Here is a 23,926-nt window from a genome sequence, read left to right on the forward strand (position 1 = left end):
ATCTCTTTACACTTTTATACTTACTTTGTAAACCACCTTATCTCCGTGAACGGTTACTAAAAATCGAGTTGAACTAAAAATGCGATTTGACACAGTTTATTTAACACTCCCATTCTTCTATCAGTTAATTCATTCCCGTCAGATTAAGTTGTGTTTAGCACAATTTGTTCCACTGTTCTTCATCTAAAATTTCCACACCCAATTCCATTGCTTTTTTATATTTTGAACCTGGATCTTCTCCTGCAATTAAATAGTCAGTTTTAGTAGAAAGGCTTGAACTGATCTTTGCCCCTAAAACTTTAGCTCTTACTTTTGCCTCCCCTCTGCTCATAGCACGTAGCTTACCAGTAAACACTATAATTTTGTTATTCAAAAAAGAATCGCTAGAGTTGGAGCTCACGGGAAGAATTTGCAGATATGCAGTAAGATCATTTAACATTTTAATGTTACGTTCCTGAGAAAAAAACGATTTTAAAGATTCAGCTACTTTTTCTCCTATACCATCTATACCTACCAACTCAACATCATTTGATGACATCGAATTATACCAGTTATCATAAGATACATAATAATTTGCGAGCAATTCTGCTGCAACTTGGCCGATAAATCTGATACCCAAAGAAAATATGAACCTATCTAGAGAGATTACTCTTCTGCTTTGTATAGCACTTAATAGATTAGCTATTGACTTCTCGCCCCAACCATGATGCTCTTTTAAGGAAAACTCTTTTAATCTTTCCTCTAAAATAAAAATGTCTGGAATTTGTCTTATTAGTTCCAGGTCATAAAAAAACTTTATTTGTTTTTCACCAAGGCCAACAATGTCAAATGCATCTTTTGACACAAAATGTTTTAGTTTTTCTACTATTTGAGCCTTGCAATTAAATTCTTTAGGACATCTTACTGCAACTCCTTCAATCTGCACTTTACTACCACATTCAGGACATATGTCAGGAAACACAAATTCAGGCATATTTGCATGACGAGAACCTTCATCTACTTTGACAATTTGAGGAATTACATCTCCAGCTCTTTTAATTGTTAGAACATCTCCTTCTCTTATGTCTTTACGTTTTATCTCATCTTGGTTATGTAGACTTGCTCTGCTAACTAGCACTCCGCCAATATTGACTGGTACCAAATCTGCAACTGGAGTTAAAACCCCCGTTCTACCCACCTGTATAAATATTTTATTTAACTTTGTCTTTGCATAAACCGCAGAAAATTTATATGCAAGCGCTGAGCGTGGCGCTTTGTGTGTACTTCCCAGACGACTTTGTAGCACCAAATCATTCACTTTATAGACTATCCCATCGATATCATAATCCAAGTTATAACGATAATCATAGATCTCGTTATAGAACTTTAGCATTCCATTCAAACTACTTGTTAAGGAACGATGCTCATTTACGCAAAAACCAAGTTTCTCAAGTTTTTCTAGTACTTCACTTTGACTTTTCTCTATTCCACCAATTAAAGAATAAGAAAAATATCTAAGAGGCCTTTTTGCTGTAATGTTCGCATTCAATTGCTTTAAAGAACCAGAAGCTGCATTTCGAGGATTAGCGAATTCATTATTTTCATTTAACTTTAAAAAGTCGCTGTTACTGATATATATTTCACCCCTTACTTCTAGTCTTCCTTGCACATCTTGTAAAAACTTAGGAAAGCCTTTTATTGTTGCAACATTGTGAGTTACATCCTCTCCTACAAAACCGTCACCTCGAGTTGCAGCTTTAACAAATTTCCCATCTTCATAAATTGCAGAAAATGACAATCCATCAATTTTTGGCTCACATAATATCTCTATTTCATCTGCAATTAAAAATCTCTTTATTTTAGACAAAAATTTTTCTACACCTTGTTCATCATAAGCATTCTCAAGAGAAAGCATAGGTTCTTGATGTTCCACCTTAGAAAATCTCTCATCAGGCGGAGCACCAACACTATCTTGTGTTGCATAAGCTTCTGGCTCTATTGCAGCTAACTTTTTTTTCAGTTCATCATATTCAGCATCACTTATCTCTGGCTTACTTTTTTGATAATATAAGATATTATGATAATTAATTTGATTTTGCAGTTTTTCTCTCATCTTTTCCAAGTCAGTCATGATACCAATATAATGCTCTTTGTCGTCAAGTCATGAATTTTTTCAAAAGGTACTATAAATTTATACTACTGCCCTGAAAAGCAATACTAATATTAATATAATTTTTGTACTTGTATATTAATGTTAGTATAGTTTTTAAATTAAGGAGTACATTATGAAAGAATACAATTACAAAAATTTGGCTGACGAATCAAACTTCGGCTCTCAAGTGTATCGTGCAGGAATGTTTGATAAAATTCTTGGTATAAGCAAAACAGCAAAAGAAGCTGCGAATCAAGTAATATCTAAAATGGGTAACGATTTAAAACTAGAAGCTAGAAAAGCAGCTCAAGATGAAGTAAAAAAAATAGAAGGAAAAATGCTAACTTTAGCTGAAGAGAAAGCTAACAAAATAGCTACCGAAAAAGCTAATCAAATAGAAAAAAAAATATCGACTTCAATTGATAAGACAGTAAAGTCAGTAGAAGCAAACGCTGAAAAAGCAGCAAAAAATGCAGCTGAAAAAGCAGTGAAAAAAGTAGGACCAGAAGTTGCAGATTTGCTAAAGCCAGAAATAAAAACTCAGGTAGAAGAAGAAGTAAAAAAATATACTGAAGAAAAAATTGAAAGCCTTATAAAACCTGAAATTACAAGCAAAATAAATGATCTTGTCACTACACAAAGTAAAGAAGTAAGTACACTTTTAGAAGATGAAATGAATAAATTAGTCGAAGATGCACATAAAAATTTGAATGGGAAAATAGATCAGATTAAATGTGAACTTACAAAAGTAAAATCTGATCTCTTAGAAGCTAGTGCAAACAGTTTCCTTGAGAGCACAAAATTATTGTCGCTTATGGCAGAAAATGAAACATGTGAAAACCAAGATTTAGTGTATTTTTAATCACAATAGGGGTTTTATATAAGGTTTTTATGGGTTAAAAAACCCATAAAAACCTTAGGATAAATGAAGAGAAAAGTATCTGTTAAGTTGCATGGCTACTGTGCAAAATATTGAAGCAAAAAGGTTTCATCCCAGTACTTCCTACCTTGTCATCCCAGTGCTCAGACACTGGGATCCATTGTTCCTTTCAGGAGTGTTAAATAAACTGTATCAAACCGAGAAGTAAAGTAATAAATTGATAAAAAAATGGAGGTTTGACAATGAGTCAAGCAAACACAACTACCGGTTTGGTAGACTATAAAGAATTAGAAACAAATATCTTCTCATCTATACGAGAAGGAAGACCATTGACAGGAAGAGATGGAGCATTAACACCATTTATAAAAAACTGCTAGAGGGAAGGCGAGATAGAAAACCATTTGTCGGCTGAAAGCGAAGAAAACAACCGAAGAAATTCAAAGACTTTACGGACAAGTATTTGAACTATTGACACCAAGAGATAGAGAAGGAAGTTTCGAGCCACAAGTAGTCAGAAAAAGGCAAACAACCGAACTTGAAGCAAAGGTTTTAAGTACATATGCCAGTGGCATGGGATATAGCATCGCATGTAGAAGAAATATAAAATATCTGCAGCAGAGATATCAAGTATTACTGACAAATTGTTACCGGTAATCAACGAATGGCGCAGTCGTCCGCTGCAATCTGTATATCCAATAGTGTTCATGGTTTTTTAAGGTCAAGGAGGACGGGCATTGTGTAAGCAAATGTATGTATAACATATTAGCAAAATGGCAGAAAAGAAGTTTTGGGTTTTTATTTGGCTGAAAGTGAAGTTCTGGTTGGGAGTACTAAATGACCTAAAAGAGAGAGGAGTAGATGATATTCTGATAGCTTGTGTTAAAAAGCTTTCCTACAGCTATAAATAGCGTATTTCCTAAAGCAGAAATGTATAGTACATCAGATAAGAAATTCACTGAAATATGTATCGAGCAAAAGTTTTCATGAATGATTTGAAAAAAACATATCAAGTAGAGAAATAGCCGAGAATTATTTACTTGAACTGGAGGAAAAATGGGGAGAAAAATATACTTTAGTTTTGGGAGAATAATTGGGAAAATCTGTCTAGTTATTTTAAATATTCCGGCCCTGTAAGAAAGTTAATTTATACCACAAATCCTATTGAAGGGTTACATAGACAGATCAGAAAATTTACTAAAACTAAGGGCTCATTTACCAGCACAAATGCCTTGTATAAACAGGTATATTGTGCTATAAAGAAGGCAGGAGAGAAATGGACTATGCCTATACATGATTGGGCTTTAACTATCTCTCAACTTGATATCTTTTTTCCTGGTAGGTTAAAAATCGAGTTGACACACTTTATTTAACACTCCCTACTTCTCTAAAAAATACTATCTTCAACTTGAATATGTTGAAAAATATTTTGCGTATTATCCAAAAAGTCATCCTTTATAGCAGCTAGCTCGGATTGTTTTTGAGATAGATTATCTTCTATTGTTCTATTGAAACAATCAAGATCATTGCACTTTAGTTGAGAGCGCATGTCTCCATTTTCATATAAACCTCGTATAACGTCACAATATGCTCGATTTTCATCAGTTTCTGGTTGTTGCTTTTCTTTGAATATTGCCTTTAATTTCGAATCTATGTCTAATTCTTTTTTTATAGCTTCAGTAGCATTTTCATGATACTGTTTATAATCCTCAAGACTCTTTGATATTTTATTTTTTACTTCGTTTTGTAACATCCCTAGAAAATCTTTAGCGTTAAATTTTTCAATTTTTTGCTTCCATTCATCATACGTATATTTACCACGTTGTGTATCTTGACACTCGACTCCTACATTAAATAGTTCTTCATTACAGATTTTATCAACCTGATAAAAGTAATCGCTTATATTAATTTTATCGCTAGTTAAAGTTTGTCTAATTGCTGCTTTATTTTCTGCAAGTTCTTCTCTGTACTTGTTAATGCAATTTAGTAATTCTTTTTTGCAATCTGTAGTCATAAGCTGTTTCCTTTAATAAAATAATTAATACTTTATTACTAATCTGAGGTATACTAAGGTAGTGATAAGAAGTCCAGCATCTACGAAGTTTATTTAAACTATTTTCAAAACGAATAAAATGTAATTTTAGGTAAATAAAATGAATTACGATGTAATCATTTCAGGTGGTGGGCTAATTGGTCTTATTACTGCTATTGGCCTGAGTAATGACTCTGTATCTGTAGCCGTAATTGAGAAAAATAGTTTACCACGTGCAGTTGATGATAATCGAGCATTTGCCATTTCTCAAGGGTCAAAAAAAATACTAGAAAAATTAGGGATTTGGCAGTTCTTAGAAGATGAAGCTGAACCAATACTTGATATATGCATATTAGATGGAGATAGCCCATTTACTGTTCATTATGACCATAAAATGGTTGGTGAAGAGCCAATGGGTTATGTAATCAAGAGCGCTATTATATGGAATGCAATTAATAATAATTTTTTGCATAAACTCAATATATATTCTCCACGTTTCTATAAAACAATCGCTTGTGACGAAGGATACGTGGAAGTTACTCTTGATAATGATCAAAAATTGATATCATCGCTATTTATCTGCGCTGAAGGTAAAAACTCTAAGCTGCCAGAGTTGTTTTCTATAACAATAATAAAATTTGATTATAAACAAAATAGCATGGTATTTAATGTAAAACATGAACTACATCACCAAAACTTAGCTGTAGAGCGGTTTTTTCCTGGTGGTCCATTTGCAATTTTGCCAATGAAAGGTGGCTATACTTCTTCAATAGTTTGGACAGAAAAATGCGAAATTTCAAAAATGCTGATGAGCTTATCTGAAGACGAGTTTATCATAGAACTCAAAAAAAGATTTGGTTCTTATTTTGGAGAAATTGAATTAGAGGGTGAAAGAAAATCTTACCCTTTGAGTTTTACTTTTGCGAGAAAGCTTCATAAAAGCAGAATTTTGCTTATTGGCGATGCAGCACATTCAATCCATCCAGTTGCAGGTCAAGGACTTAACCTTGGAATGAGAGATGTAGAGAGTGTTATTAGACAAATAACTGCTGCAAAATCCTCTGGCATTGATGTTGGCAGTAATTATCTATTGAAGAAAATTTCACGTGATAGATACTTTGATAATTTTACTATGGCACTTGCAACTGATGGACTAAATAGAATATTTTCCAACAGAATACTTTGCGTTAAAGTTCTGAGCAATCTTGGTTTAATGGTAGTTGAAAATTCAGATTTTCTTAAAAAAAGCTTCGTTCGACATGCTATGGGGTTGGTTCTGTCGCATTTGTAGGGAAGTAGAAAGAAGAATGATATAATTGTCTAAAAAAAAAGCAAAGATGTTTCGTATCAATCAAAAATTGTTGCCATATTTCAAAGGATTTAGCTTTTCAGCGGATGTTATCTGTATACATGAAATGTCGATTCTCTTTGAGCTATCGAGATTTGGAAGAAATGATGAGTATAAGGGAAGCAAAATGCTACGTTACAAAGGTGGGTTATCACCACTGATAGATGAGGCAGTAAGGAAAAGAAAGAAGCAGGTTGGTAGTAGTTGGAGAGACTTACATTAAATTAAACGGTAAATGGGTTTATTTATATACTGTAGACTTCCTCTTGTGTGTTAGTAGAGACAAGTCTGCAGCACTTGCATTCTTTCGTAAAGCCTTCAGGAGTAACTATCTTCCTGAGAAAATTGTAATTGATAAAAGCGGCAGTAATACTGCTGCTCTTGATGATTTGAATGCAGAAATTTCTGAAGATTACAGTCCTTCAAATAAAATATCTAAATAATATTGTTGATAGATTTATCAAAAAACTAATAAAGCCAATGCTTGGGTTTAAAAGCTTCCATTCCGCAAAGATTACCATCACAGGCATAGAAAATATTCGTATGATTCAAAAAAGACAAATTATTAAATAATGTTTCTACTTTTGAGAATTTTGCTATGTTAATGGCTTCATAACTCCTATAATCCCACCTTTAATGATCTTCTTTCCTATGGTTTATAGATGCGACAGAACCTTTTTTTTGACTCTGTTGAATTAAAAAGGCTAACTACAGAACGGCCAACTCAGTCTAGTCTTGTAACGGCTTACTAAGGATTCTTTAAATATCGATCCTCAAAAAAATCGGCGTAGGTTTAGGCAGTGTAATGCCTAAGCTTACACATGCGTTGCACAGAGATTTTAAATCACGTTGTTCTTTTGGAATTTGCAACTGATCGAGTATCATTTTTGCTGACTTTGGAGCAATTGGCTGCAGCAAAATGCCAATCATTCTAATGTATTCAAGTAATTTGTAGATTACTAAATCCATGCGCTCTCTATCGGTTTTACTGAGTGTCCAGGGTGCACTTTTATCTATGTAAGCATTGGCCGTGGAAGAGATATTGATAATCAGGAGTATAATCTGGTTAAATTCATACTTTGATAGATGATCCATTACTTGATCAATTATGGCTTTGCAATTTGGTAAACTCTCATCATCTTTAAGCAAATTGCGATCGACCACTGGTACAACTCCAAAGCATTGCTTGTGCAGAAATGAAATTGTTCTTTGCACTAAATTGCCTATATTGTTTGCCAGCTCTGAGTTTATGCGGCTGATCATGTTCTTCTTACTGAAATTACCATCTTGACCGAAACTTGCTTCCCGAAGGAGAAAATAGCATAGTTGATCAACACCAAACTCTTCTGCCAGACCAATTGGATCTATAACGTTACCAAGGGATTTGGATATTTTTTCCCCCTCGTTCAGCCACCAACCATGAACTGCAATTTGCTTTGGCAGTGATAAATCTGCTGCAAGGAGGATCGCTGGCCAGTATACAGCGTGAAAACGCAATATGTCTTTACCGATCACATGAACGTTGAAGGAGTTTGTCCAAAATTTCTTATATTCCTCATCTTCTATATTAGGAAAGCCTATTGATGTGAGATAGTTAGTGAGCGCATCTATCCAAACATAAATTACGTGCTTGTCATTCCCTGGTACTTTTATTCCCCAATTAAAACTAGTACGAGAAATCGAAAGGTCAGTAAGTCCTGATTTTACAAACGATACCACCTCGTTTTTTCTGCTCTCAGGAAAGATGAAATTCGGCTGATTTTCGTATAACTCTAGTAATTTATTTTGCCAACTTGACAAACGAAAAAAGTAGCTCTCTTCTTTTATCCACTGAACTTCAGCACCTGTTGGTGCTCTGCCATCTATCAACTCTGATTCCTGATAAAACGCTTCATCACGAACTGAATACCAACCTGAGTAAGAATCCAGATATATTTGCCCTCTCTCTTCAAGCCTATTCCATAGAGCTATAACTGCTTTTTCATGACGTTCTTCTGTGGTGCGAATAAAATCATCATAATCAAAGTTCATTAGCTCAGCCAATTTTCTGAACGTAACACTTATTTCATCTGTAAATTCTTTTGGCTCTATTCCCTTTACCTTAGCCGCTTTTTCAATTTTCTGTCCATGTTCATCTGTACCAGTGGTAAATTTGACGTTCTTTCCAGCTAATTTCATAAATCTAGCTGTAACATCACAGATAAGGGAAGTATATGCGTGGCCGATATGTGGCTTGTCGTTTACGTAATATATTGGCGTAGTGATGTAAAAGCTCTCAAATTGCTCCATCTTGTAGTGCTTAAAGCTTTATCGTATCTGCACTAGTAATAAAAATCAATATATATCCTATCGTACAAGCAATCTGAAAAGCCATTATACCGCTGCGTTTTGCAGCGGTATAATGTGAGTAACTTACGTTTGAGTTGCTATGATATTGTTGTCCATAACTTCACAACTGTACAAACATTCGTCTGTGAAAGCAGTGTGTTAAATATTATAGCAGATTTTGCCTCAAACACAAAAATGTCATCCCAGTGCCCAGACACTGGGATCCAGAAAAATTAATTGTAAACAAACGACTATACAACATGTTCAATAAAATTACAAAAAAGCTGGATCCAGTGTCAAGCACTGGAATGACACTATTTGCTGTACAATTTACCTTCTAAAATCAATATTCATACAGTATATCCATGATTTCCAGAATGTTTTTCCGCATTAGAATGAGAAAACAACCCACCAGGTCTGGTGTCATCATAAGAAGAAGCACTTGAAACAGTATTAGGATCTTGAGAAAAGTAAGGAGGTGGTGGTGAATCATAACCTCCACAACTACGCCCTTGTCCAGGATAGCTATCTACCGCTTCTTCAGCCTTCTTAATATTTTCTGACTCTTTCTTATGTTTCATATGAAAAGCCACACCACCAGCAAGACACACAAGAGAATTAATGCCAAGAATGACTAAACCCCAAACTGGTAAGACTGGGTTAATAGCGCAACCTATCAAAGCTGCTAAAGAAATTGCACCAACTGCAAATTCTATATTTCTGAACATTTTAAGTTGACTATCTAGATAATCTATTTTTTCTGACTTTCTAGCCGTTTTTTCGCTGCTGTCGTACCAAACACACATTAAAGCATGGAAAGCAACACACGCAACTACAGCTACTATCCCTAAAGCTAATAATTTCCTGCTGTCTTCTGAGTCTTTTTTCTTATCTTCTCTGCTTTGGTAGCCAACAGTATCAAAACCAGGGTTATTTATAACTGTAGTACGACCACCAAACAGGTTGCTAAGTAGTAAATAATCCCAAAAATCTAAACCTCTATTATCGTTTATATGTACGTGCGTGACTTGAGGGCCTGTAGTTTGTTGCCTATTGCTTCTATCATATTCTGTACTGTTCTGCTCATTAGTTAGATTACTGAGCTTAAATTCCTTATACGCATCTTCAAAAATTTTATCACTCCAGTTCTCAATATTTTGCATACCACGAGAACGTAAAAATTCTTGAACACCATTGTCACTGCCATTTTCTTTTATATAGGCAAGTGCATACCTTTTTAAAACACTACTACGCATAAAAATTCCCCCAGAATTAAGATTAAATTAATAAAGACTTATTATAACAGAGTAACGTTTTCTTGTCAATTCAACCATACCCTAATACCCAATTAATATCCTTCCCACCAGTTCTTTTACTGTCGGTAAGTAGCCATTTTCATAAAATGGGTCTTGCTTAAATCTGTACACATTGTGTCCAGAAAACATGAGTTCATTTTCAACATTGCCGTCATGTACAATGTTTTGCAGTGTCTTTTGTATACAGAAACTCCGTGGGTCTGGCTTTCGCCCTGTTGAATGGTCACCATGATCTTTCCAATTGCTAAACAGACAATGGCTTAAACATCCCATGCAATTAATTTGATCTTGTCTTATTTCCGCAAATTTGCCTGGTGTCACAAAAATAACAGTTGTATCTGGAGTTTTCATTACCTCTGTATACCCTGCTTTAATCCATGCATTTGCTAGCTCTTTGTCTTTTACAGTGAGGTAAATCTTTCTACCTCTGCTACCCATTGCAAATTCATTATTAAACTCTCCACTCGCACTTTCTGAAAATTTTATTTGACGTGAATTTCGTTCCTGTAGCTCATGTATGAAGTTATTTTTTACTGCAGATGAATAGAATCCTGTTGGACTAAATTTGTTTAAAAATACATCACCTTCTTCTAAAGTAAGTAACTTCTTTTTCCATTCTGTAGAAATCGGACTTTCTTTTGTTAAAAGTGGACGAGTGCCAAACTGAAAAGCTATTGGTCCGATTTGTAAATTGTCAAACCAATGTTCCCAATCCTTCAAATGCCATACTCCCCCTGCCATAACAATTGGCGTTTCAGCAAGACCAACCTCGTTCATGAAAGATCTAAGCTCTGCAACTCTTTCAAATGGAGCCTGCGGTAATTCTGGGTCTTCACTATTACTGAGCCCATTGTGACCACCAGCAAGCCACGGATCCTCATATACTACTCCACCAAGTAAAAAAGAAGATATTTTTTGGTAAGCACGTTTCCACAACGCTTTAAAAGCGCGCGCCGATGAGATAATAGGGTAGTAATAAACTTGATATTTAGCTGCAATTTCTCCAAGCCTGTAAGGCATACCAGCACCGCAAGTGATGCCATGAACTAAGCCTTTTGCTTTTTCTAATATGCCATGAAGGACTTGTTCTGCTGCTCCCATTTCCCAAAGCACGTTCATATGTATTCTTCCACGGCCCTTTGATATTTCATTCGCTATTTTTGCTTGACTAACTCCAGCCTCAATACTATACTTGATTAACTCTTCGTGCTTTTCATTTCTTGTTTTACCTTTATAAATTAGTGGTACCAGCTCGCCATTGTCATCGATAAGTTTAGCATTTGCACCAGAAAACGTACCAACAGCATCCGCTGCAGCAAATGCCCCACTTGATCCTCCATCACTGATTGCAATACCTTTACCGCCCTCAATGATTGGCCACACTTCTTTCCCTGAAATCACTATCTTTTTTATCTTATCTTTCAAAATTTCCTCTTAATCTTTCACTCTATTTTACTTAATTACTAAAAAAATAATAGCTTTTCTTTTTATACCTATGCATTCAGTTTTAAATAGGCATAGGAGATGCTATAAATATAGTTTTATAAGAAATTTGCTATATGATCATAGGTTTAACAGGTGGGATTGCAGTTGGAAAGAGCTTTGTAGCCAATTGCTTTAAAGAATTTGGTGCCGCTTTGTTTGATGCCGACTCTGTCGTGCACCAGCTTTATAAAGTGGACAAAAACATAATAAGTTATGCAGAAGAAAAATTTCCTGGGGTGGTAGTAAATGGTAAAATAGACAGAGCAGTATTGTCTGAATATTTTTTAGCCTATGATGAAAATTGGAAACAATTCCAATCTTTAGTGCATTCCGTTGTGCGAAATGAATTAGAAATTTTTATTGCTCAGGAGAAAAAAAATGATAGAAAATCTCTAGTTCTAGACATTCCACTCTTGCTGGAAACAAGATTCCGTTTATATTGCGATTTTATTGTTTTTATCCATGCAGATAGCGCTGTACAAGCTCAAAGGCTCAGTGAGCGTAATATGGATAAAGAAAAGCTGAATCTAATGTCCAGTATTCAGCTACCTATTGAAGAAAAAAGGCAAATGAGTGATTTCATCATCGATACCAGCGCAAATGTTTTTTCTCAAGTGAAAAAAATAGTGGATTCATTAAACCTAAACACGTAGCTTTACGTCATACCGTCACTTGGCCGCTAACAACTTACTATTACCCATAAATATAGGATTCATGAGCAAGTCTCCATCCTTCTGCTAAATCAAAGAGACGTTTCCATCCCTTCCACAAAGCTATAGGACCTGGTTCTAAGTCATTTTTGCGAGCTAAAAACCCTCCCAATTGAGCTACCCACCTCACGATTTTTCTTATGGGTGGTGGGGCTTCAGGATAGTTTTTTGTTTTTAGCATTTTTGTATACAAAACCTTCCACTCCTCATCAGTCAGTATGATAGTACAAGGAAGATTGGGATTTGTTCTAGCTACTAATGTAATAAAAAATATTCTCCATGCAATTATACTCATTATTGTAAGAAAGCGGATCAATCTATCTGCTGTTTGGAGTCTACATTCTTCAACTTTAAGACCGGATTTCAAAATTTTATGAAAGACCTCTATTCTCCACCTTAAGCAATACCATTGTATTTTTTCTACTGCTTCTTCAAAATTATTAACACTTATATTTGTCAATAAGATCCAGTTCATAGGTTCTTCGCCAAATGGGGAATACTTTTCTATAACATAGACAGCATTCAAATTTAAATTAGGAAGTTTTTGAGTCTTACGTCTAGCGTTGTTTTTTGATGCATTCATCACAAAGTTACTAAACTTTACTTCTAACACTGCTGTTCTTTTAGGCCTATTATCACGGGTAGGAATACTTATTTGAATTTCTCCTTGGCAAGGCATACGATTCATCAAATCCCACAACTTTTCACCACCTTTTTCAGAATAAGTTGATCTCTTGTTTACTGTTCTGTTTTGATTTCCTCTTACTACAAAAAGAGATTGATTAGTGGAAGCAACTTCAAATAAATCATAAATATCTCCTTCTCTATCGCAAACGGTAACTACCTTAACATCCTTTAATCCAGGGTGATTAGTAGAGTCTTTTAGTGATGCTATCCACCGTATGCTTTCTTTCTCTTCTATAGGAACAGCAGTGTTATGGCTTCTCCTTTTCAACTCTCTTAGGTCTTCAGCTAAGGGAGGTCTAGTACTAATTTTTTGATCTAATAATCCTATAGGTAGTCCTTCTGTTGTAACTGCAAATGTTGTATGCATCACTAATCCATGGGTTTTAAAATTGGTTGTTTCAGATCTTAATCTTGCTGCTATAATCCCTAATCCTTTGGCCTTTTTATGATTTTTATATGAAATATAACTCGTGTCTTGGATAGCTAAAATAGTTGAATATTCTTTAGCTCTTTCAACAGTTTTAACTATATGACTGTCTAATATCTTTCTTTCAGAAATGGCATCATTTTGAAAAAATCTATAAGCTGCTTTACTTTGATACCAATCTTTACAAGCTTGATTTATTGAACATTCAGGCGATTCAGCAAAACTATTAACTACTTTTAAAAGCCTTTTACTTAATCTTATATCGCCAAAATTAACAATCCCAAATTCACTTTCTGCCCATTCACTAGTTGAGGTATTTATACTTCCTTTCATCATATATTTCATTTTTAGACCATAGGTCTATTTATAGTACTAAATTGAATTAGTAAAATAGCAGCTTTTTACCATTTATATACTTATGGGTAATAGTAAGCGCTAACAAGCAGCGGGATGACGGTTGTCAGGGTAGTACCTTCTCCTGTCATCCCAGTGCTTGACACTGGGATCTAGCTTTTTGGTAATTTTATCGAAAATGTTTGCTCGTTTACAATCAATTTTCCTGGATCCCAGTGTCTGGGCACTTGGGATGACACCCTACTTAACCGTCATACCGCCGCGGTATCTCTTAGCCACTAACACGTAGCGGGATGACGATTGTCGATAAATCTAAGTTACTTTAGCAACAGTTATTCTCCATCAGATTACTCCGAATTTTAGCTGTACTATCAGCAGATTTTACCATTAAAATCTCAAACCTTGAGCCTGCGTTCAAAAATGATTCAACTGACTTACCGAAAAAATCATATCTCCACCCCTTGAATAGTTTATCTATCTGCCCAGATATTGAACCAGCTAACTCATCTTTTGATGAAACTAACTTTCTTGATATGTTATTTTCCTTACATTTGCTCTCTAAAATAATCGAGAGTATATCAAATACAGATTTATCATAATTATCTGACAGAGTATAATTTTGCTGCACAAACTCCTTCTCATTCTCATTGAAAATATTCATAAATTCTAATAAATCTTCCTCTTTTATATTTTTTGTGTTCCTCTCAAGATCATCTAAAACCTCGTCAATACGCTCCACATTTTTTTCAATAAGACCAATTATTACAGCATTATTAATTACTTTATTACGATTGATGTTATAGCGTTGTGCTAAAGTCTCTTGCCACTCACTCACTGCTTTAACAACTAACATTAGCCTCGGATTTGCTTCATAGTTAAATTTAATCCTCCTCCATGCATCTTTTGGACTATGCAAATACTTATTTATATCAACCAATAATTCCATCTCTTCTTGAAACCAACTCATCCTATTACTTTCTTCAAGTTTATTGCACAATATTTGGTATAGATCATATAGATATACCACGTCGTTTATTGCATAGTCTAGTTGATCCTCAGACAATGGACGCCTTAACCAGTCTGAATTTTTAGCTTTAATTTTATCCAGTGCTATTCCTTGATATTGCTCTACTACTTTTGAATAACCAATAAAGTCATGATAATAATGGCAAAACATAGCAGCAACTTGGGTATCAAAAATAGGAGTGGGAACACATTTAAACACAGTGAGTAAGGATTCTATATCCTGCCGGCAGCTATGAAACACTTTGATTATTCCCTGATTTAGCATCATTTTCTTAATGAATGATAAATCAATTTCTGGCACTAATGCATCTACAATAAAACTCTTCTCTCCGTAAGAAATTTGAATTAACGATAATTTTGGGTAGTAGGTTAAATTATTTCTAATGAACTCCGTGTCAATTGCTATAAATTTTGGATCTTTTTCCATCAATTCTTTACATGCATTTTCCAGTTCCGATGTCGTACTAATTAGCATATATTTTTTATTCAGTGGCTATATTTTACCACTTATATTAAATCTTTACAATTGATTGAAATTGAGAGCACAATTGTATAATAACTAACTCTTCTGTAAATATACAGTTTTGCCAGACACAACGGTACGTACTACGTGCCCTTTCACTTTGCGTCCACCGAAAGGCGAATTCTTTGATTTACTAGCAAAGTTGTCAACTTTAATTTCCCATTCATGATCCAAATCAACTAAAATTAAGTCCGCTACAAGGTTTTTCTGTATGCGGCCACGTGGCATATGTATGATATCTGCAGGCTTATATGTCAATTTTGCAAGCACATCAAGTAGACCCATTTGTCCACTATGATATAGTTCAAGTGAAAGGGGCAGCATTGTTTCAAGGCCAATAATACCAAATGCAGCATTTTCAAGTGGCAGATCTTTAGAACTAAGATCATGCGGAGCATGATCGGTTGCAATGCAATCAATCACACCTGTCTTTAAACCTTCAATCATAGCTAAACGATCCTCTTCAGTGCGAAGCGGCGGGTTCATTTTTGCGATTGCTCCGTGTTGTTTTACTATATCTTCAGTTAAAGTAAAGTGATGAGGAGTTACTTCACACGTAACATTTAATCCCAAATCTTTTGCACGTTTAATAGCATCAAGTGAATCTTTTGAAGAGACATGTAAAATATGGTAGTGTACATTTTCTATGTTCTTCATTAGCAGTATATCACGAGTTACCATAACCGATTCCGATGCACTCAAGATTCCCTTTACTCCCAATTCTTCAGAAATCTTACCCTCGTTAATTACGCCACCAGCAGATAGATTCAAATCCTCTGCGTGTTGAGCAATAGGAACACCAAGCATACTTGAATAAAGCAGTGCCTGTCTCATAATCATTGGATTCATAACTGGCATACCATCATCGGTGAACCCAACTGCACCTGCTTCCTTTAAGAGTGCCATTTCAGTTAATTTTTCTTCCGAAGTGGTGATTTTAGCGTAAAATTGAACATTCACATGCGAAGTTTCAAATGCTCTATATTTCAAATACTTAGCGAAGACAACACTATCAATCGCTGGAACAGTGTTTGGCTGGCAAACTACAGTTGTAACGCCCCCTGCAGCTGCAGATTTGCTGCCTGTATGTATAGTTTCTTTATGCTCTTGACCTGGTTCACGAAAATGTACGTGAATGTCAATAAGGCCTGGCATTAGAACAAGCCCTTTACAGTCTATTATTTCATCAACTCCACTTGTTGAAAATAATGATTCGCCAAAATCAACAATTTTACCCCCTTCAGTCAATAATGAACCTTTTATATCAAGTTTAGTTTCCGGGTCAATAATACGAGCATTGGTATACGCAATTTTATAGCCTTCCTTTTGCCCTGTCTGCAATAAATTCCAAATCATATTTGAGTATCGATTATAAAATAAATCTAAAGTTTTTTTAGTAAAATACAACCAAATTAAAGTGATGATATAAAACTAGCAATAAAGAATATTTAAATTAATACTCAAGCAGCTATTCTATAACTACCATTTTCGATTTCAACGTTATTAAGTGCGGTATTTGCGTTATAAGAACAGTAACATCCTACTGCAAGAAAAGTTAATGCAGCTACAGCAAGCGAAACACACATTGCTAAATGAACCATTGTTAGACTTGTACCAACAGCAAATGCTCCAGATAATACAAAAGAAACAGAAGCATAATTACCTTGCCTTTTACTATAAATTTTTGCTTTCAAGAATTTTTCATTTAGCTCTTCATCCTTGCTTTCAGATTGTTTCTGTTGAGTTACTTCATCAGTTAGACCTTGCCTTGTATCATTCAGCTGCCCTTCCGGTTCTGTCGCATCTATAAACCATAGGAAAGAAGATCATTAAAGGTGGGATTATAGGAGTTATGAAGCCATTAACATAGCAAAATTCTCAAAAGTAGAAACATTATTTAATAATTTGTCTTTTTTGAATCATACGAATATTTTCTATGCCTGTGATGGTAATCTTTGCGGAATGGAAGCTTTTAAACCCAAGCATTGGCTTTATTAGTTTTTTGATAAATCTATCAACAATATTATTTAGATATTTTATTTGAAGGACTGTAATCTTCAGAAATTTCTGCATTCAAATCATCAAGAGCAGCAGTATTACTGCCGCTTTTATCAATTACAATTTTCTCAGGAAGATAGTTACTCCTGAAGGCTTTACGAAAGAATGCAAGTGCTGCAGACTTGTCTCTACTAACACACAAGAGGAAGTCTACAGTATATAAATAAACCCATTTACCGTTTAATTTAATGTAAGTCTCTCCAACTACTACCAACCTGCTTCTTTCTTTTCCTTACTGCCTCATCTATCAGTGGTGATAACCCACCTTTGTAACGTAGCATTTTGCTTCCCTTATACTCATCATTTCTTCCAAATCTCGATAGCTCAAAGAGAATCGACATTTCATGTATACAGATAACATCCGCTGAAAAGCTAAATCCTTTGAAATATGGCAACAATTTTTGATTGATACGAAACATCTTTGCTTTTTTTTTAGACAATTATATCATTCTTCTTTCTACTTCCCTACAAATGCGACAGAACCCTTTGTAGTACTCTCTCAATTTCTTCTGTAAGTTTTTTACCATTATTCATAAAATATACTCCTCGTTAATAACAAATTGTTTTTAATTATTTACTGCTGTTTTTTATCAGCATTGGCATAAGGCCATAGCTTTCGAGTGAAGTCAAATCAATTTTTCAATCTTTTTTACTTATTTTTTCATCAAGAAATTAAGATATTAACAGATGCTTATTTTATCTAATTGAAAATTAATTCTTTATGTAAAAGAAGTTGTTACTATTTTAGAAATAACATCAGTAGAAAAACCTAACTTGAGTAAATTATTTGCAACTTTCATTTCCTCTACTTTATCAATCTTCTCTTTGTAAATTTGCTTTCTTTGCAATAAAAATTCTACCCATATATTCAGTTCATCTAGTGATTCTTGATTATCAATTTTTCTATATTCTCTTGCCCAACTTAATAATTCATTTTCTGCTTCACCATCTTTGCAATCATTTTCTTTATATTCCTTTATCAAATCTTCAACATCCACTGATAATTCTCTTGCTATTTCCCATAACCTTTCACTTAAAATCGTAACACTCCCTTGCTCGTAGTGATGTATCTGTGAGGGTCCTATATTAAGCTTTTTTGCTAATTCTTCTTGCGTATAGCCTCTTCCACTTTTTTATCTCTTGTCCTCTGTTTGGCTCGTATCTCTCTTTATCAGCATATTCTTCGGTTGATAAGCCTGTTGCTTGATAGATAATCTCAGTATCAAGCCCTACCTTAACTAGATCCTTTGCAATTTTTATTCTTGCTGCTTTTATATTACTTTCTTCCTCAGTTCGGATAGATTTGGTTAATGCATAAATTGCTTTGCGTCCTTCTATTCTTTTGTATTTTTCTATGAAATTATACATTTCCTGGATCTTAGCTTTGTCAAAACAACTGCTTTCTTTTAGTACTTTTCGCCCAGGAAAGAGATTTCTAATAGGAATTGATAACACCTCTGCTATAACTTTTAGCTTTTCAGTTGGAATGCCACATGTTCCTTGCTCATATCTTAGCAGTGTATGATAGTTTATGCCTCCCTTTTCTGCTAAGTTTTTCAGGGTATATTTTTGTTTTAACCCCCAGCTCCTTACTTTTTGTGCTATCTGGTACCTTATCGAGATGTTTGTCATAAATATTATACAGGTTAATACTACCAAATAAAGATATACAAAAGGGATGCTTCTTTCTATGTTTGAATTTTAGTTGAATATTTCTTCACAATTGTGTATAATTATTAATGCTTTTTAAGTGGATTTTCTATGGCTCTCTCAAGATTTTTAGATCCTAAGCTTGATTTAACATTTAAGAAAATTTTTGGTACTGAAAAAAATAAGAATATCCTTATCCACTTTTTGAATGATATTTTGGGGTTTACTGAAATAAATACTATACAAGAAGTTGAATTCCTTAGCACCATTATGGACCCTGAAATTGCCTCTGATAAGCAGAGTATTGTCGATGTTCTGTGCAGAGATTCTACTGGGGCCAGATACGTGATTGAGATGCAACTCGCTCGTGATAAAGGCTTCGAAAAACGGGCTCAATTATATGCTGCTAAGGCTTACTCAAGGCAGGCTGATAAAGGTGGTAAGTACATTGATTTAAAGAAGGTTTTCTTTATTGCTATTTCTAACTGTAATTTATTTCCTGATAAGCTTGATTATATATCTAGCCATACCATAAGAGATGAAAAAACTAACGAGCATGACTTAAAAGATTTTCAATTTATTTTCATTGAGTTACCAAAGTTTCCTAAGAGTAGAGAAGAGCAGCTAGAAAATGTAGTAGATCGTTGGCTATTTTTCTTCAAATATGCAGAAGAAACGACCGATGAAGATTTAAGAAAAATAGCAGAAAAATCACCAATAATAAAGCTAGCATATGATGAGTTAGATAAGTTTCATTGGAATGAGAAGGATCTTATAGCTTATGAAGAAAGGGTAATGGATTTACAGAAAGAAGCTGCTATCTTAGAACAAAAACTCGATGATGCTACTCAAAAAGGCATCTACCGTCTTAAACATCAAGATAAAAATTATTGTTTTTTATCATAGCATTTAAACAAATGATGATTTTTCTCATTACAGCAACTAAAGCAACTTTAGCGGCTTTGCCGGAGTCAACTAAACGCTGGTAAAATACTTTCATTTTTTTATTATGACGCATTGCAACCACAGCAGACATGTATAATGCTTTTCGAGCATAAAATCTGCCACCTATGACTTGGGCCTTGCTTACTTTCCTTCCGCTTTCACTAGTTTTTGGTGCAACTCCAACTAGACAAGCTATTTCCTTATTATCTAACCTGCCAAGTTCAGGTACCTCTATGAGTAGGATACTTGCGGTTTTCCGTCCAACACCTTTATAGCTAGTTAGCAGTTTGCTTTTTTCCTTCAAATCAGGAAGGCTTTGTTGCATAGCTAGTGTTGGTTGAGGTTATTGTAAGGAGAAAAGCTTATGGTTACTAACGCATTTTGTTGTAAAATAGGCATTTTTCAAACAAGTATAACTTATGCCACAAAAAATGAGAGTAAGTAACCAAAGAGAATATAATGAGTTTCTAAAAAAAAGAGGAAATGTTTTTCATTTTGTTAATCAAGCCATAGAAAATTGGTATGAAAATAGTCCAAAAGTTGCAGGTGGCAATAACACTTATAGTGATAAAGTTGTAATTTTAATACACATAATAGTTCATCTTTTTAGAATTGGCTTGAGACAAGCTGTAGGTTTTGTAAAAGGTTATATGGTACAAATAGGCAAAAAACTTAAGATTATCAGCTATACACAAGCTTCCAGAAGATTTAAAAAGCTTAATTTGAAGATTGATGACCATAGAAGCAATAAAGATGATCTGGAAAATGTTGAAATTGCCGTAGATAGCACTAGAGTTAGTATCTACAATAATAACGGTGGGCATAGTAAGCTTAATATTCGAAAAAGAAAATACAGTGGTTATGGTCAAGTAAGAAAATTACATGTTATTTTAAACATAAATGATAAGAAAGCAATAAGCATGAACTACACTAGTGGTGTTGCTGTAGACTATTTGCCGGTCTGCGATATGTTAGAAGAAGTCAGTGATAAATATAACATTTGTTCTATTCGAGCAGATGCGGCTTATGATATAAAAAGTGTGTATAAAGAATGCAGAAAATACAATATTGTGCCTATTATTCGCCCTAGGAAGGATACTAAAATTTGTTTAGCTGACTACTTATCAGAAAGAAACAAGTATATTAGTAGAATTAGGTCATATGAGAATTATGAAGATGGTATTAATGAATGGAAGAAAAAAGTTAAGTATGGAGCACGGTCTTATATTGAAGTCTTTTTCTATAGGTTGAAGCAAATATTTGGGTTTGGCTTGAAAAATAAATCAGAGGTAAATCGTGAAAAAGAGCTGTTAATTAAGTGCTACTTACTGAACAAATTTACTGATATTGGTATGGCTAAATTTAAATTAGCTGCGTAAGTTCATTGTGATTTACATGCCTATCAGTGCTATGCAACAAAGCCATAAAGAATTAGAAACAAATATCTTCTCATCTATACGAGAAGGAAGACCATTGACAGGAAGAGATGGAGCATTAACACCATTTATAAAAAACTGCTAGAGGGAAGGCGAGATAGAAAACCATTTGTCGGCTGAAAGCGAAGAAAACAACCGAAGAAATTCAAAGACTTTACGGACAAGTATTTGAACTATTGACACCAAGAGATAGAGAAGGAAGTTTCGAGCCACAAGTAGTCAGAAAAAGGCAAACAACCGAACTTGAAGCAAAGGTTTTAAGTACATATGCCAGTGGCATGGGATATAGCATCGCATGTAGAAGAAATATAAAATATCTGCAGCAGAGATATCAAGTATTACTGACAAATTGTTACCGGTAATCAACGAATGGCGCAGTCGTCCGCTGCAATCTGTATATCCAATAGTGTTCATGGTTTTTTAAGGTCAAGGAGGACGGGCATTGTGTAAGCAAATGTATGTATAACATATTAGCAAAATGGCAGAAAAGAAGTTTTGGGTTTTTATTTGGCTGAAAGTGAAGTTCTGGTTGGGAGTACTAAATGACCTAAAAGAGAGAGGAGTAGATGATATTCTGATAGCTTGTGTTAAAAAGCTTTCCTACAGCTATAAATAGCGTATTTCCTAAAGCAGAAATGTATAGTACATCAGATAAGAAATTCACTGAAATATGTATCGAGCAAAAGTTTTCATGAATGATTTGAAAAAAACATATCAAGTAGAGAAATAGCCGAGAATTATTTACTTGAACTGGAGGAAAAATGGGGAGAAAAATATACTTTAGTTTTGGGAGAATAATTGGGAAAATCTGTCTAGTTATTTTAAATATTCCGGCCCTGTAAGAAAGTTAATTTATACCACAAATCCTATTGAAGGGTTACATAGACAGATCAGAAAATTTACTAAAACTAAGGGCTCATTTACCAGCACAAATGCCTTGTATAAACAGGTATATTGTGCTATAAAGAAGGCAGGAGAGAAATGGACTATGCCTATACATGATTGGGCTTTAACTATCTCTCAACTTGATATCTTTTTTCCTGGTAGGTTAAAAATCGAGTTGACACAGTTTATTTAACACTCCCGAAAATGCTACCACTGAACAACAAAATATTCAAGGACAGAGCATATAGCTACTTTTACCGTTATCCCAGTGTTGTAAAACTGGGGTAACACCTTCCGCTACGCAAATCACCTACAAAACACAATCTTTTTATTCCCCCAAACAATTAGTTGTGAATTTAAGCAATCATATTAATATAGTAAATATTTACTTAATATACTAGTATTTACCTTGACTAAACAATTATAGTGCTGTATGATTTGTACTTAAGCTTTAATAGTGAGGTGTTGATGGACACACAAGAATTAGAAAACTTACAGAAAAGTTCATCAACAAAATCCCAAGATGCTGAGGAGAAAACATCAGAAGAGTTGGAAAGAAATTTAAACCTGAATGAAGCCAATAATAAAGGTCTAAGAGAAGTTGAGTTGAGAAGACAGAGAGTAGCTGAAACAAGTAAACTGGTTGGATCAATGATTGGAGCATTCTTAGGCACAATGATATATTCTAAAATCTATCAAGAATACGAGGGAGAAACATGGACAGAGTCATTAATGAATGGTTTTATAGCAGCTGTTTCTTTGGGATTTGGCTTCCTTCTAGGAAAAATAATTACTCCTACAAACGAAGCTGTTTCTACAAATCTAGAAAACGCTGCTGTTGAACAACCCAATGTGCAACAAACCCTACCCTTATATATATAAAATGACAAATTTTATAACTAAAAAAGTACTTCCCCATTTTCAAAGCACTGCATACAATAGAATTATATTGCAGTGCCTTATACTCATCCTGAGATATAGGAAAACAATCTATACAACATTTTAAGCTGGCTCAGAGCGCTGGCAAACCCAATACCATAATTTACAAGGAGGACTTATGAATAAGAAATTTCTCTATTCACCATTGTCAATAAAAAGCATAGAAGAAAACGGAGTATTTTCTGGCTATGCGAGCGTTTTTAATATAGTTGATAAGCAAAATGATCTGATATTACCAGGAGCATTTAAGAATAACTTAAATAAAAGTCAGATAAAACTTCTTTGGCAGCACAATCCGAGCGAGCCTATAGGTAATATTACGGATATTTGCGAAAATGATGTTGGCCTATATATAACTGCACATTTGCTTTTTGGTATTCAAAAAGCAGAGGAAGCATATTTAATGCTCAAAACTGGAACTATTAACGGGCTTTCGATTGGCTATATACTAATAGAGTATGATGTTGATCATGAAAGCGGAGCTCGAGTGTTAAAACAAGTGGAGCTATGGGAAGTTAGTTTAGTCACTTTCCCTGCAAATTTGTCAGCTCAGGTAATCAATGTGAAGAATCATTACAATGAACAAGAAATGTTAGCAAGAGCAATAGAAAAAGCAAATTCTGTGCTTACGAACATGTGTATTTCTACTTAAAATCTATAAAAATTTTCACACAATTTAACATTTATATTATTATTTATTTAATAATTATATTAATATACATAACTTCAATACTTTAAAAATTAGGTAATTTTATGCTAAATGCTAACA

General features: G+C 34.3%; 17 protein-coding genes and 6 pseudogenes. 10 read left to right on the plus strand and 13 right to left on the minus strand.

The genetic code is table 11. The features are described from left to right. Positions 1-154: 154 nt before the first annotated feature. Positions 155-2,110, minus strand: a complete 1,956-nt coding sequence (ligA, locus tag OPR58_RS00080; protein ID WP_265022717.1) for an NAD-dependent DNA ligase LigA — start codon at positions 2,108-2,110, stop codon at positions 155-157. 154 nt (positions 2,111-2,264) lie between these two features. On the opposite strand from ligA, the gene OPR58_RS00085 reads away from it, so the two are divergent. After that, on the plus strand, positions 2,265-2,993 hold the full coding sequence (locus OPR58_RS00085) for a hypothetical protein (protein ID WP_264375463.1): 729 nt from the start codon (positions 2,265-2,267) through the stop codon (positions 2,991-2,993). Between the two features lie 260 nt (positions 2,994-3,253). Next, positions 3,254-4,381, plus strand: a pseudogene (locus OPR58_RS00090) (IS256 family transposase). Between the two features lie 14 nt (positions 4,382-4,395). Here OPR58_RS00090 and OPR58_RS00095 read toward each other — a convergent pair. Next, entirely contained in the window at positions 4,396-5,022 is a 627-nt protein-coding gene (locus tag OPR58_RS00095; RefSeq protein WP_265022718.1) for a hypothetical protein, read from the minus strand. Between the two features lie 139 nt (positions 5,023-5,161). Between OPR58_RS00095 and ubiH the strand changes: the two genes are divergently transcribed. Both ubiH and OPR58_RS00105 read left to right on the plus strand, forming a co-directional pair. Beyond that, the gene (gene ubiH, locus OPR58_RS00100) at positions 5,162-6,331 is read left to right on the plus strand and encodes a 2-octaprenyl-6-methoxyphenyl hydroxylase (protein ID WP_265022719.1); all 1,170 of its coding nucleotides are present in this window, start codon (positions 5,162-5,164) and stop codon (positions 6,329-6,331) included. 46 nt (positions 6,332-6,377) lie between these two features. Further along, a pseudogene (locus tag OPR58_RS00105) lies at positions 6,378-7,004 on the plus strand (IS6 family transposase). 143 nt (positions 7,005-7,147) lie between these two features. Here the strand turns inward: OPR58_RS00105 and metG are convergent. The 3 genes from metG to OPR58_RS00125 form a co-directional block, all read right to left on the minus strand. Next, positions 7,148-8,677 (minus strand): methionine--tRNA ligase, encoded by a 1,530-nt coding sequence (gene metG, locus OPR58_RS00110; RefSeq protein ID WP_265022720.1) that lies wholly within the window; start codon positions 8,675-8,677, stop codon positions 7,148-7,150. A gap of 389 nt (positions 8,678-9,066) precedes the next feature. Then, a complete protein-coding gene (locus OPR58_RS00120; protein WP_265022722.1) occupies positions 9,067-9,972 on the minus strand; it encodes a hypothetical protein in 906 nt (301 codons plus the stop codon). Between the two features lie 81 nt (positions 9,973-10,053). Next, a complete protein-coding gene (locus OPR58_RS00125; RefSeq protein WP_265022723.1) occupies positions 10,054-11,457 on the minus strand; it encodes an NAD(P)H-dependent flavin oxidoreductase in 1,404 nt (467 codons plus the stop codon). 134 nt (positions 11,458-11,591) lie between these two features. On the opposite strand from OPR58_RS00125, the gene coaE reads away from it, so the two are divergent. Then, positions 11,592-12,170 carry a dephospho-CoA kinase gene (gene coaE / locus OPR58_RS00130; RefSeq protein ID WP_264375848.1) on the plus strand — a complete coding sequence of 193 codons (579 nt, stop codon included), beginning with the start codon at positions 11,592-11,594 and terminating at the stop codon, positions 12,168-12,170. Positions 12,171-12,210: 40 nt separating this feature from the next. On the opposite strand, the gene OPR58_RS00135 is transcribed toward coaE, so the two are convergent. From OPR58_RS00135 to OPR58_RS00165, 7 genes and pseudogenes are all read right to left on the minus strand, one after another. After that, on the minus strand, positions 12,211-13,677 hold the full coding sequence (locus OPR58_RS00135) for an IS4 family transposase (protein ID WP_265023151.1): 1,467 nt from the start codon (positions 13,675-13,677) through the stop codon (positions 12,211-12,213). Positions 13,678-14,017: 340 nt separating this feature from the next. Beyond that, positions 14,018-15,196 carry a ribonuclease D gene (locus OPR58_RS00140; RefSeq protein ID WP_265022724.1) on the minus strand — a complete coding sequence of 393 codons (1,179 nt, stop codon included), beginning with the start codon at positions 15,194-15,196 and terminating at the stop codon, positions 14,018-14,020. A gap of 84 nt (positions 15,197-15,280) precedes the next feature. Further along, on the minus strand, positions 15,281-16,600 hold the full coding sequence (locus OPR58_RS00145) for a dihydroorotase (protein ID WP_264686463.1): 1,320 nt from the start codon (positions 16,598-16,600) through the stop codon (positions 15,281-15,283). Between the two features lie 104 nt (positions 16,601-16,704). Beyond that, positions 16,705-16,938: a TomO hydrophobic C-terminal domain-containing protein gene (locus OPR58_RS00150; protein WP_064085884.1), complete on the minus strand. Its 234-nt coding sequence runs from the start codon at positions 16,936-16,938 to the stop codon at positions 16,705-16,707. A 156-nt stretch (positions 16,939-17,094) separates the two neighbouring features. Then, positions 17,095-17,721, minus strand: a pseudogene (locus tag OPR58_RS00155) (IS6 family transposase). A 300-nt stretch (positions 17,722-18,021) separates the two neighbouring features. Beyond that, complete coding sequence (locus tag OPR58_RS00160) at positions 18,022-18,387, minus strand: transcriptional regulator (protein WP_320109916.1); 366 nt, start codon at positions 18,385-18,387, stop codon at positions 18,022-18,024. 1 nt (position 18,388) lies between these two features. Beyond that, on the minus strand, positions 18,389-18,934 hold the full coding sequence (locus tag OPR58_RS00165) for a helix-turn-helix domain-containing protein (RefSeq protein ID WP_265022725.1): 546 nt from the start codon (positions 18,932-18,934) through the stop codon (positions 18,389-18,391). Between the two features lie 129 nt (positions 18,935-19,063). On the opposite strand from OPR58_RS00165, the pseudogene OPR58_RS00170 reads away from it, so the two are divergent. Beyond that, a pseudogene (locus OPR58_RS00170) lies at positions 19,064-19,810 on the plus strand (Rpn family recombination-promoting nuclease/putative transposase); the annotation flags it as partial. A gap of 10 nt (positions 19,811-19,820) precedes the next feature. Here the strand turns inward: OPR58_RS00170 and OPR58_RS00175 are convergent. Continuing rightward, positions 19,821-20,207, minus strand: a pseudogene (locus tag OPR58_RS00175) (transposase); the annotation flags it as partial. Between the two features lie 109 nt (positions 20,208-20,316). Here OPR58_RS00175 and OPR58_RS00180 point away from each other — a divergent pair. From OPR58_RS00180 to OPR58_RS00195, 4 genes and pseudogenes are all read left to right on the plus strand, one after another. Then, the gene (locus OPR58_RS00180; protein ID WP_265022212.1) at positions 20,317-21,276 is read left to right on the plus strand and encodes an IS5 family transposase; all 960 of its coding nucleotides are present in this window, start codon (positions 20,317-20,319) and stop codon (positions 21,274-21,276) included. A gap of 16 nt (positions 21,277-21,292) precedes the next feature. Further along, a pseudogene (locus OPR58_RS00185) lies at positions 21,293-22,411 on the plus strand (IS256 family transposase). 275 nt (positions 22,412-22,686) lie between these two features. After that, a complete protein-coding gene (locus OPR58_RS00190; protein ID WP_265022727.1) occupies positions 22,687-23,100 on the plus strand; it encodes a hypothetical protein in 414 nt (137 codons plus the stop codon). A gap of 175 nt (positions 23,101-23,275) precedes the next feature. After that, on the plus strand, positions 23,276-23,809 hold the full coding sequence (locus OPR58_RS00195; RefSeq protein WP_265022728.1) for an HK97 family phage prohead protease: 534 nt from the start codon (positions 23,276-23,278) through the stop codon (positions 23,807-23,809). Positions 23,810-23,926 lie beyond the last annotated feature (117 nt).

The organism is Wolbachia endosymbiont (group B) of Ischnura elegans (assembly GCF_947251585.1).
In the GTDB taxonomy this organism is placed as follows: domain Bacteria; phylum Pseudomonadota; class Alphaproteobacteria; order Rickettsiales; family Anaplasmataceae; genus Wolbachia.

Bases quoted from the DNA above. Each gene is read 5' to 3' on its own strand.
- ligA (WP_265022717.1), bottom strand. From the start codon at position 2,110: ATGACTGACTTGGAAAAGATGAGAGAAAAACTGCAAAATCAAATTAAT.
- OPR58_RS00085 (WP_264375463.1), top strand. From the start codon at position 2,265: ATGAAAGAATACAATTACAAAAATTTGGCTGACGAATCAAACTTCGGC.
- OPR58_RS00095 (WP_265022718.1), bottom strand. From the start codon at position 5,022: ATGACTACAGATTGCAAAAAAGAATTACTAAATTGCATTAACAAGTAC.
- ubiH (WP_265022719.1), top strand. From the start codon at position 5,162: ATGAATTACGATGTAATCATTTCAGGTGGTGGGCTAATTGGTCTTATT.
- metG (WP_265022720.1), bottom strand. From the start codon at position 8,677: ATGGAGCAATTTGAGAGCTTTTACATCACTACGCCAATATATTACGTA.
- OPR58_RS00120 (WP_265022722.1), bottom strand. From the start codon at position 9,972: ATGCGTAGTAGTGTTTTAAAAAGGTATGCACTTGCCTATATAAAAGAA.
- coaE (WP_264375848.1), top strand. From the start codon at position 11,592: ATGATCATAGGTTTAACAGGTGGGATTGCAGTTGGAAAGAGCTTTGTA.
- OPR58_RS00135 (WP_265023151.1), bottom strand. From the start codon at position 13,677: ATGATGAAAGGAAGTATAAATACCTCAACTAGTGAATGGGCAGAAAGT.
- OPR58_RS00140 (WP_265022724.1), bottom strand. From the start codon at position 15,196: ATGCTAATTAGTACGACATCGGAACTGGAAAATGCATGTAAAGAATTG.
- OPR58_RS00145 (WP_264686463.1), bottom strand. From the start codon at position 16,600: ATGATTTGGAATTTATTGCAGACAGGGCAAAAGGAAGGCTATAAAATT.
- OPR58_RS00165 (WP_265022725.1), bottom strand. From the start codon at position 18,934: ATGACAAACATCTCGATAAGGTACCAGATAGCACAAAAAGTAAGGAGC.
- OPR58_RS00180 (WP_265022212.1), top strand. From the start codon at position 20,317: ATGCCACAAAAAATGAGAGTAAGTAACCAAAGAGAATATAATGAGTTT.
- OPR58_RS00190 (WP_265022727.1), top strand. From the start codon at position 22,687: ATGGACACACAAGAATTAGAAAACTTACAGAAAAGTTCATCAACAAAA.
- OPR58_RS00195 (WP_265022728.1), top strand. From the start codon at position 23,276: ATGAATAAGAAATTTCTCTATTCACCATTGTCAATAAAAAGCATAGAA.